Raw genomic sequence first — 10,437 nt, forward strand, 5'->3', positions numbered from 1 at the left:
CAAATGCAATTATTCTATAATTCTGATATAAAATCAACAGACACTATCTTTCAATTTGACAAAGAGGAAAGCAAACACATCATAAAAGTTCTTAGAAAAAGAGGTGGTGATATTATTCACATTACCAATGGAAAAGGATATTTATTTCATTCTGAAATCACCTTAGAATCAGAAAAAAAATGTGAAGTTAAAATCATTAAAATTGATGCTTTTGAGGCAAGAAAATATAATTTACATATTGCTATTGCTCCAACAAAAATGAATGATCGATTAGAATGGTTTTTGGAAAAAGCAACTGAAATTGGAATCGATGAAATCTCACTAATTCTTTGTGATCATTCTGAAAGAAAAACATTTAAAATCGATAGAGCTGAAAAAATAATTCAAGCAGCGATGAAACAATCTAATCAGTTTTATTTACCAAAAATCAATGAACCTATTCCATTTAGTGATTTTATTAGTAAAGAAACTAATTCTTTAAACTTCATTGCTCATTGTGAAGAAGATAAAAAAGATTTATTCAAAAATGGAATTCAAGCTAATCAAAATATTTTGGTATTAATTGGACCAGAAGGAGATTTTTCTCCTAAAGAAATTACATTAGCCTTGAAAAATAATTTTATTCCTGTATCTTTGGGAAACACTAGGTTACGAACAGAAACAGCAGGTATTGTTGCTTGTCATACTGTAGCTTTAATTAACGAATAGATGAAAAAAATACTAAGTTTTGGATTTTTATTATTTTGGATTTTTGGCTTCTCACAAGAAATAGCTTTAGCTAAATATGCTGGTGGTGGTGATTGGTATGCAAACCCAACTTCTTTACCAAACTTAGTAAAATATTGCAATCAAACTATCAACACAAGATTAAATACAAAAGTAGCAACTGTTGAAGTAGGAAGTGCCGAAATATTTTCTTATCCCTTTGTTCATATGACAGGACACGGAAATGTTGTTTTTAGTCCAAATGATTTAGAAAATCTTAGAAACTATCTAAATTCAGGTGGTTTTTTACATATTGATGATAATTTTGGTATGGATGAATATATCAGAAAAGAAATAGAAAAATTATTCCCAAATAATGATTTAAAGGAAATTCCGTCAAATCATGAGATTTTTCAAGGACCTAATTTATTTTCAAATGGTTTACCAAAAATTCATGAACATGAAAATAAAAAACCACAGGCTTTCGGCATTTTTATTGAAAACAAATTAGTTTTACTTTACACATTTGAATGCGATTTAGGTGATGGTTGGGAAGACAAAGAAGTTCACAACGATCCAGACAGTGTTAGAGAAAAAGCCTTTAAAATGGGAGCTAATATTATTAATTATGTTTTCAAGAATTAATAATGATTTACGGTTTCCCCGTATATTTTAAATATTTCTTATAATATTTATTAACTTTTTGTTTTTGTGTTAATTTTTTGACTAAAATTGTACCATATTAACAAACCAAATTTTATTATATGAAAAAATTGATTTTATCAGCATCTTTATTGATGTTATTGTTTTCTTGTACAGAAAATGATTCTACTGATTTAGTTTCTGCAACTAACGAAGTTGCACACAGAGGTTGTGCCTCACACGATGTTCTTTTAAACAAATTAAATGAAGACCCAAAATTGGCTGACAGAATGAATGAAATTGAATCATTTACTGAATTAGCTATAAAAGAAGGTAGACTAGTAAATGGTAGAATTGAAATTCCTGTTGTTGTTAATGTTTTATACAAAACAACAGCTGAGAATATTTCTTTAGCTCAAATTCAATCTCAAATCGATGTATTGAATAAAGACTTTAATGCAACAAATTCAGATTTTAATAATGTACCTTCTACATTTTCTGGAGTTAAAGCAAACGTTGGAATAACTTTTGTTTTAGATGCTGTTGTTAGAAAAAGTACAACTAAAGTATCTTGGAAAACTGACGATTCTATGAAAAAATCAAATAGAGGTGGAATCGCTCCTACTAGTCCTACTACAAAATTAAACCTTTGGGTATGTAATATGAGTGGTGGAATTTTAGGTTATGCTCAATTTCCTGGAGGTTCTTCTGCGACTGATGGAGTTGTAATAGATAATAATGCTATGGGAACAAATGGATCTGCTTCTGCTCCTTTTAATTTAGGTAGAACTGCAACTCATGAAGTTGGTCATTGGATGAACTTAAGACATATTTGGGGAGATGCAACTTGTGGAAGTGATTTAGTAAATGATACACCTTCTCACAATACTGCAAATTATGGTTGTCCTTCTTTTCCTCATTATTCAACTTGTTCAGGAACTCCTGTAGAAATGACAATGAATTATATGGATTATACGGATGATGCATGTATGTATATGTTTTCAAACGGCCAAAAAAGTAGAATGCTAACTATTTTCTCTACTGGTGGTGCAAGAAATTCTTTTGCTCAACCTTAATTATTATAAGTTTAAAATTAAATTTAAAAACTCGTTATTTTATAGCGAGTTTTTTTTAATTTAGCCGTATGACATCAAAATCATTAGCTAACGGAATTTTAAGAGCAATAGGCATATTAATACTTGTTGCATTAAGTCTTTATATAATTTACCAAGTATCTACAGTTATTGTTTATTTGATAATTTCTATTGTTTTTACTTTAATAGCAAGTCCAGTTGTAAAGTTTTTAAAAGGAAAATTAAAATTCAAAAACACCTTAGCTGTTGCCACAACTCTGTTTATATTTATTTTAATTCTCGTTGGTTTTATTCTGCTTTTTGTACCCTTAATAATAAATCAAGTTGATAAATTATCTTTATTAGATATTAATTCATTAAAACAAAATTATAGCACTATACTAGATGAATTAACTACTTACTTTTCAAAATACAACATTAATCTCTCAAAAGTATTTGACAGCTCTTCAATGGTTAAAAGTATAGATTTTAATTTTGTACCTAACCTAATTAACGGGATTATAAATGTTTTAGGTAATTTTAGTGTTGGTTTAGTTTCTGTAATTTTTATCACATTTTTTCTATTAAAAGACAAAGCCTATTATTTTAAAAGTTTTAAAAGTCTTTTACCAAATTCAAACAAAGAAAAAATTGTCGATTCAGTTAGAAAAAGTAATGCTCTTTTATCAAGATATTTCATTGGCTTAATGCTTCAATTGTTTATCGTTTTTATTTTATACCTAGTCGTTTTATTAATATTTGGTGTTGACAATGCCTTTATAATTGCGCTATTGTGTGCAATATTAAATATCATTCCTTATGTTGGACCTATAATTAGTACAGTTTTAGCCGCTATATTAACAATGATAAGTAACATTCAAGGAGACTTTTCTACAGAAATAATTCCAACAACCATATATGTTGTAATTGGATTTATGTTAGTTCAATTTATTGACAACAATTTTAGTCAGCCAATTATTTTTTCAAAAAGTACTGATTCGCATCCCTTACAAATTTTCTTAGTTATTCTTATGACAGGTTATCTATTTGGAATTACAGGAATGATAATAGCTGTACCATTGTATACTGTTTTGAAAGTAATTGCAAAAGAGTTTTTTCCGGAAAATACATTTGTAAAATTGATAACGAAAAGTAATTAATTTTGGATTTTTCAATCTTATTATCAGAGGAAGTTCAGGATTTTATCCAAAGTATGTTAGAGGCAAATACTTCTGAATTGGCTTTAAAGAAAAATCCTTTTCCTACAATTGATTATCCTCAACTAATTAATCAAATTATTGCCAAAAAGAAAGCTAAAGATAAATTACCAACTTGGTTTAAAACTAAAAACATTGTTTATCCAGCTAAAATTTCTATAGAACAAACTTCTTCTGAAAGTACAGCCAATTATAAAGCATCTCTTATTAATGGTGAAAAACTTATTGATTTAACTGGTGGTTTTGGGGTTGATGACTACTATTTTGCAAAACGTTTTAAAAAAGTTTTTCATTGTGAGATGCATAAAGAATTATCTAAAGTAGTTTCGCATAATTACACTGTTTTAAACCAGAATAACATTACTTGCTTACAAAGTGATAGTTTTGCTGTTTTAGAGCAATTAAACACTACTTATGACTGGATTTACATTGATCCATCAAGAAGAAATGATGTAAAAGGAAAAGTATTTCTATTAAATGATTGTTTGCCAAATGTACCTGAATTATTGGAAGATTATTTTAAATACTCCAATAACATTCTCATTAAAACAGCACCAATTTTAGATTTAACTTCTGGCTTGAATGAATTAAGCTTCGTAAAGAAAATTCATATTGTTGCTATTAAAAATGAAATTAAAGAATTGCTTTGGGAAATTAAAAAAGGATTTGACGATGATGTTATAATTTCTTCAGTAAACATTGAAAATGAAACCATAAATCATTTTGAAACTATTTATAGAAAAGAATATTACGTTTCCTATTCGTTACCAAAAAAATATTTATATGAACCTTACAGTTCTATTATGAAATCTGGAAACATGAATGCAATTTCAGATTTTTATAAAATAGATAAATTACACCAACATTCACACTTATTCACCTCAGATGAAATTATAGCCTTTCAAGGTCGAAGTTTTCAAATAGATCAGATTTTACCCTTTCAAAAGGAATTTATGAAGCAATTTCAAAATCAAAAAATGAATTGCACTACTAGAAACTTTCCTTTAAGTGTAGAAGAAATCAAAAAAAAGTTTAAAATTAAAGATGGTGGTACTATATTTGCTTTCTTTACAACAAATCTCAATAACGAAAAAATCGTACTTATATGTACAAAATTATACCTATGAAAAATTATATTTTAGTCTTGTTTTTATTAATTACAACCTTTTCATTTGCCCAAAAAAAAGATTGTAAAATTGATTTTGAAGAAAAAACAGATTCAACCTACATAAAAAAAACATCTGAAGTTTTAATACATGAAAGAGTTTTTGGAAATAACAAAGAAATGATTTTCTTTTCGTTACTAAATTCAGAAGGAGTTCCAATGCTTGGCTTACAACAAATTCAAAAAAGTACAGAGTTTATTCCAGCCTTGTGTTTTGATAAAAATTCAAAAATAATTTTTCAATTAGAAAACGGAAAATTTGTTACACTAGTCAATTCAAGTCAAGAAAATTGTAGTTCATTAACTTATGATGCTACTTCTAAAAGTAATATCAAAATTATAACTAATTATTTTTTGTTTGTAAAAGATAATTATGAAGATTTAAAAAAATCTCCTATTTCCATAATGCGAATAATTTATGTTGCTGACAAGAAAGATATTGCTTTAAAAAACAAAATGACTTCAGAATTACTTAAAGATACATCTACTCCTTCTTCTTATTTTATAGATTACTTGCACTGTATTGAATAAGGGATGAATAAAAAAAAAGATAGAATAAAAAAATCCACTTTATAAAGTGGATTTTTTTTTGTGGGCGATGAGGGGTTCGAACCCCCGACCCCCTCGGTGTAAACGAGGTGCTCTGAACCAGCTGAGCTAATCGCCCTATTTTATCTCACTATACTTGTTCTGTATTGCGAGTGCAAATATACATTAGAATTTGCTTTTTACAAGTGTTTTTTACTAAAATTTATTCTTTTTTTATGTCTTTCAGAATGACTTTATCTTCGTAACTAATCATTTCTATGATAATGTTCTGATTTGCAATTGTTTTGCCTTCAACTATGTATAATTTACCGTTTTCAAAAGACTCATTACTTTCAGAAAAGTCTACCTCTCCATGTTCTAAACTCATTTTTATGTCATCTAACGTCACCCATTTTTCATCGAATTTCTTAGTTGCTTCATCTCCTATTTTAAGAGGTTTTGAGCGAAGATCTTTTAAAACCCTACAATTAGGAAAATAACAAAAACTAACCCCACTTGCTTCTGCTTTTTTAGTCATAAAGAAATATACGAATACAATTCCGATCATTAATCCGAATAAATAAAATGCCAATCTATAACGTAAACTCATTGTTTATTTTTTTTGCAAAAATACGCTTAAAAAAACAAAAGCCCTAAAAAATTAGGGCTTTTGATATATAAAGGAAAAGAAAAATTATTTTTTCTCTTTTTTCTCCATTGCAGCTTTTAAATCTGCTAATGCGTCAATATCTCCTAATGTAGATTTTTCAGCATTGTTGTTTGAAGAATTTGATTCAACAGCAGCTTTTACATGCTTTTCTTCTTCTTCGCGGAAGATTGCAGTATGTGAAGCAACTACTCTTTTAAATTCTTTATTGAATTCGATAACTTTGAAATCAGCAGTTTCCCCTTTTTTCAATTTTTTACCGTCTTCTTTTTCTAAATGACGTGTTGGAATAAAAGCAACGATATCATCACCAAATTCTACAGTTGCTCCTTTGTCAACAATTTCAGCAATTTCACCATTGTGGATAGTTCCTACGGCGAAAGAATCTTCATATTTGTCCCAAGGATTAGCAGTAGTTTGTTTGTGACCTAAAGATAATTTACGTCCGTCAACATCTAATTCTAATACAATAACTTCTAAGTTATCACCAACATTTACAAATTCTGATGGATGTTTGATTTTCTTAGTCCAAGATAAATCAGAGATATATACTAAACCGTCAATTCCTTCTTCTAATTCAACAAATACACCAAAGTTTGTAAAGTTTCTTACAATACCTGTGTGCGTTGAACCAACTGGGAATTTAGTAGTAATATCAGTCCAAGGATCTTGCGATAATTGTTTGATACCTAATGACATTTTACGGTCATCTCTATCTAAAGTTAAAACAACTGCTTCTACTTCATCACCGATTTTCATGAAATCTTGTGCTGAACGTAAATGTGTTGACCAAGACATTTCAGAAACGTGAATAAGTCCTTCAACTCCTTCAGCAACTTCTACGAATGCTCCGTAATCAGCAATAACAACAACTTTACCTTTAACTTTATCACCGATAGCTAAATCAGCACCTAAAGCATCCCAAGGATGAGCGTTTAATTGTTTTAATCCTAATTGAATTCTTGTTTTCTCATCATCGAAATCAAGGATTACAACGTTTAATTTTTGATCTAATTCAAGAACTTCAGATGGGTGGTTAATTCTAGACCAAGAAAGGTCAGTAATGTGAATTAATCCATCTACTCCACCTAAGTCAATAAACACACCATAAGAAGTAATGTTTTTAACAACACCTTCTAATACTTGTCCTTTTTCTAATTGACCGATGATTTCTTTTTTCTGAATCTCAATATCAGCTTCAATAAGCGCTTTGTGAGATACAACTACGTTTTTAAATTCGTGATTAATTTTCACAACTTTAAATTCCATAGTTTTGTTTACATATTGATCGTAGTCACGGATTGGCTTAACATCAATTTGAGAACCTGGTAAGAATGCTTCAATTCCGAAGACATCTACAATCATACCACCTTTAGTTCTACACTTAACAAAACCATTAACAATTTCTCCAGTTTCGTTTGCAGAGATAACTCTATCCCATGCTTTGATAGTTCTTGCTTTTCTGTGAGATAATACTAACTGACCTGTTTTGTCCTCACGGATGTCGATTAATACTTCTACTTTGTCCCCAACTTTTAAACCTGGGTTGTAACGAAATTCGTTTAATGAAATAACACCTTCCGATTTAGCGTTGATATCAACGATAGCGTCTCTATCTGTGATTCTAACTACAATTCCGTCAACTACTTCGTCATCTTTTGTATCGATGAACGTTTTAGCTACTAAATCTTCGAATTCTTGTAAGTTTTTTTGATCTACGACATCTATTCCTTCAGAATAATTGTGCCAGTTAAAATCTGCTAAAAACTGTTCTTGTGTTTTTGTTGTTTCAGACATGCTGATAATAAATTTGTATTCTGTGTTTCTATTGAGTTTCTTATGTAGTTAAAAACAGCAGAAGTGATTTTTGTAAATTATTGATACCCAATGGAAACTCATCTCTACCAAAAGGTTTGCAAAAGTAATAAATTTTTATAATATAACAATACGTTTACAAAGAAATTTAATAGATACTATTATTGAAATTGTTTTATATTTACTAAAAATAGAACTTAGCATATATTCAAGTTAAATATGATGACTACAAAACAAAAACTACTTTCATTCTTTCTAATCTTTACAAGTGTTTATTCTTATTCTCAAAACGAATATTTAGATTATATGGTTACCAAAAATAATGATACAATATACGGAACAATAAGGATTGGCTATAATGATTTTGTACTATTTGAAAAAAAAGCAAAATATAAAAAAGGAGGTTTAAAATCAATTAGTCACAAATTAAAAAGAAGTAAATCCTTAAGATATAATGACAAAATATATACTTATCAGAAAAGAGATAATAGTGATGGAATATACGACACCACTTCTAAAGAAGAAAATAAACAAGACAATCTAATTGAAACTAAATTCAATAAAGATTACATTAATATTGAAGACAAATTAACAGATTATGTTATTACTACTAAATCAGACACTCTTTTTGGCACAATTAATAAGCCATTAATTGGAAAACTATATTTAGTAACAGAAAACAATGTTAAAATTAAGATTGAAAAAAATGAAGTATTAGAATATCGTTTTAATAATAGTATTTATAATTACTTAAAGATACCTAACAAAATATTTTTGATTGATGAGAATGATTATCTCAGACTCGTATCTAGTGGCAATATTAAAATTTATAAATTAATAATAAATAGTGATTCAAAGAACTTTCCATTAGGAACTCTAAACTACTATATAATTAAAGATAATGAAATTAGCCATATTCATTCTTTAAATTACAAAAAAAAATTGAGTGAAATACTAATTGAGAATCAAGAGTTAGTTGATAAAATAAATGAAAACGAATATACTTTAGAAAATATGTATTTAATTGGAAAGTATTATAACAACAATTAAGTCAACTTAAACCCTCTCTTCCACCAACTTCAAAACTAAATCAAATTGTTCTTCTTTGTTTAAAGTAGAGTTATTTATTTCAATGGCATCATCTGCTTTTACTAAAGGAGAATCCTCTCTGTGTGTATCAATATAATCGCGTTCTTGTACGTTTTCTAAAACTTCATCGTAAGTAACGTGTTGGCCTTTTTCGATTAATTCGTTGTAACGTCTTTCGGCACGCGTTTGTGCGCTTGAATTCATGAAGATTTTCAATTCAGCATCAGGAAAAACTACAGTTCCAATATCTCTTCCATCCATAACAATGGCTTTGTTTTTTCCCATATTTTGTTGAGAAGCCACTAATTTTGCACGAACTTCTGAAACTTCCGCTACTTGGCTTACACAACGTGAAACATCAAGTGTTCTAATTTCATTTTCAACGTTTGTTCCATTCAAATACATTTCAGCAAAACCAAGCTTTTCGTTAAAATGAAATTGTAAATCTATAGTTGGCAACGCTTTTATAAGGGATTCTTTATCTAAATGATCTTCTGAAACATAAGCATTTTGCATGGCATAAAAAGTCACGGCACGATACATAGCACCTGTGTCTACATAAACATAACCTAAATGCTTTGCCAATTGTTTGGCTAATGTACTTTTTCCGGTTGACGAAAATCCGTCTATGGCAATTGTAATTTTTTTCAAACTCTTAAATATATTTTATTGTAAATTAATCATCATTCCAAATAAGCTCGTATTTGCAGCTACAGTATATCTTGAATACGAATAATCGAATCGAACTTTTCCAAATCGAATTCCAAAACCAGCTGAAATTCCAGAAAAATTTCGTTGGTCTACTATTCGTAATTCTTCTGCTCTTCTAAAATTATATCCCAAACGAATACTGAATCCTTTATCTGGAAACAACTCTGCTCCCATTATCATGTGACGCATTGCATTGTTTAAAAACGAAACTTTTTCTTCTTGCACTGAGCCATCAAGTGAACCTTCTGCTCTATTTGGATTCGAAAATGCAATTTGCCATTGTTGTAGATTTTCCATCGTAAAATGCCAACGAATTGGCACATTTTCCATCAATTGTGAAACTCCAAAATCTATGGCTAAAGGTAATTTTTCGTTTGTATCTGCAAAGGGCTTAATTTGAACTCCCACATTTCTAATGGCTAAACCATAATTAATATCGTTAGGTTCATCAATGTATAAAATTCCGAAATCAGCTGCAACACCAAATGAACTATAGGTTTCTAAACTAGAAGAAATCATTTTTGCATTAGCGCCAACATAAAAATCGGTCCAAGGAATATTTTGTGCATAACCAAACGATAAAGCTATTTCACTTCCAGTGAATTCTCCTGTTATGTTACCTAGCTCGTCTCTTCCTTCAAAATTACCGTAGTTGATATAATTTACACCTGCATGAAACGTTTGCACATGTCTATCATATGTATAAGCATAAGCTGCAGTTCCATAAGTTACTTCTCCAAAATAATTACCATAATTAGCTGACAAATGATTATCCATTTGTGGATTAATAGTTGCTGGATTATAAAAGGCTTGATTAACATCATA

At 29.1% G+C, this 10,437-nt stretch carries 11 protein-coding genes and 1 tRNA gene; 7 read left to right on the forward strand and 5 right to left on the reverse strand.

All coding sequences use genetic code 11. The annotated features are described in order from the left end of the window. Positions 1-3: 3 nt before the first annotated feature. The 6 genes from AACZ53_RS04910 to AACZ53_RS04935 all read left to right on the forward strand — a co-directional run bounded on the left by AACZ53_RS04910 (position 4) and on the right by AACZ53_RS04935 (position 5,333). A complete protein-coding gene (locus AACZ53_RS04910) occupies positions 4-708 on the forward strand; it encodes a 16S rRNA (uracil(1498)-N(3))-methyltransferase (protein WP_339835255.1) in 705 nt (234 codons plus the stop codon). Continuing rightward, on the forward strand, positions 709-1,350 hold the full coding sequence (locus AACZ53_RS04915) for a DUF4159 domain-containing protein (RefSeq protein ID WP_339835258.1): 642 nt from the start codon (positions 709-711) through the stop codon (positions 1,348-1,350). Positions 1,351-1,469: 119 nt separating this feature from the next. Then, entirely contained in the window at positions 1,470-2,423 is a 954-nt protein-coding gene (locus AACZ53_RS04920; RefSeq protein ID WP_339835261.1) for a zinc metalloprotease, read from the forward strand. Positions 2,424-2,491: 68 nt separating this feature from the next. Next, on the forward strand, positions 2,492-3,580 hold the full coding sequence (locus tag AACZ53_RS04925) for an AI-2E family transporter (RefSeq protein ID WP_339835264.1): 1,089 nt from the start codon (positions 2,492-2,494) through the stop codon (positions 3,578-3,580). A 2-nt stretch (positions 3,581-3,582) separates the two neighbouring features. Continuing rightward, positions 3,583-4,764, forward strand: a complete 1,182-nt coding sequence (locus AACZ53_RS04930; RefSeq protein ID WP_339835266.1) for a class I SAM-dependent methyltransferase — start codon at positions 3,583-3,585, stop codon at positions 4,762-4,764. Beyond that, on the forward strand, positions 4,761-5,333 hold the full coding sequence (locus tag AACZ53_RS04935) for a hypothetical protein (RefSeq protein ID WP_339835269.1): 573 nt from the start codon (positions 4,761-4,763) through the stop codon (positions 5,331-5,333). Before AACZ53_RS04930 ends, AACZ53_RS04935 begins: the two co-directional genes overlap by 4 nt. Before the next feature lie 61 nt (positions 5,334-5,394). Here the strand turns inward: AACZ53_RS04935 and AACZ53_RS04940 are convergent. The 3 genes from AACZ53_RS04940 to rpsA form a co-directional block, all read right to left on the reverse strand. Further along, positions 5,395-5,469 (reverse strand) — tRNA-Val (locus AACZ53_RS04940). An 84-nt stretch (positions 5,470-5,553) separates the two neighbouring features. Further along, positions 5,554-5,940 carry a DUF4258 domain-containing protein gene (locus AACZ53_RS04945; RefSeq protein WP_339835271.1) on the reverse strand — a complete coding sequence of 129 codons (387 nt, stop codon included), beginning with the start codon at positions 5,938-5,940 and terminating at the stop codon, positions 5,554-5,556. A gap of 84 nt (positions 5,941-6,024) precedes the next feature. Continuing rightward, on the reverse strand, positions 6,025-7,794 hold the full coding sequence (gene rpsA / locus AACZ53_RS04950) for a 30S ribosomal protein S1 (RefSeq protein WP_339835274.1): 1,770 nt from the start codon (positions 7,792-7,794) through the stop codon (positions 6,025-6,027). Positions 7,795-8,031: 237 nt separating this feature from the next. Between rpsA and AACZ53_RS04955 the strand changes: the two genes are divergently transcribed. Continuing rightward, positions 8,032-8,862 (forward strand): hypothetical protein, encoded by an 831-nt coding sequence (locus tag AACZ53_RS04955; protein ID WP_339835277.1) that lies wholly within the window; start codon positions 8,032-8,034, stop codon positions 8,860-8,862. Positions 8,863-8,868: 6 nt separating this feature from the next. On the opposite strand, the gene cmk is transcribed toward AACZ53_RS04955, so the two are convergent. Further along, the gene (gene cmk / locus AACZ53_RS04960; protein WP_339835280.1) at positions 8,869-9,552 is read right to left on the reverse strand and encodes a (d)CMP kinase; all 684 of its coding nucleotides are present in this window, start codon (positions 9,550-9,552) and stop codon (positions 8,869-8,871) included. Between the two features lie 15 nt (positions 9,553-9,567). After that, positions 9,568-10,437: type IX secretion system protein PorQ (porQ, locus tag AACZ53_RS04965; RefSeq protein WP_339835283.1), on the reverse strand; the 870-nt coding region annotated here is incomplete at its 5' end.

The sequence above is a fragment of the uncultured Flavobacterium sp. genome (genome assembly GCF_963975005.1).
GTDB lineage: Bacteria > Bacteroidota > Bacteroidia > Flavobacteriales > Flavobacteriaceae > Flavobacterium.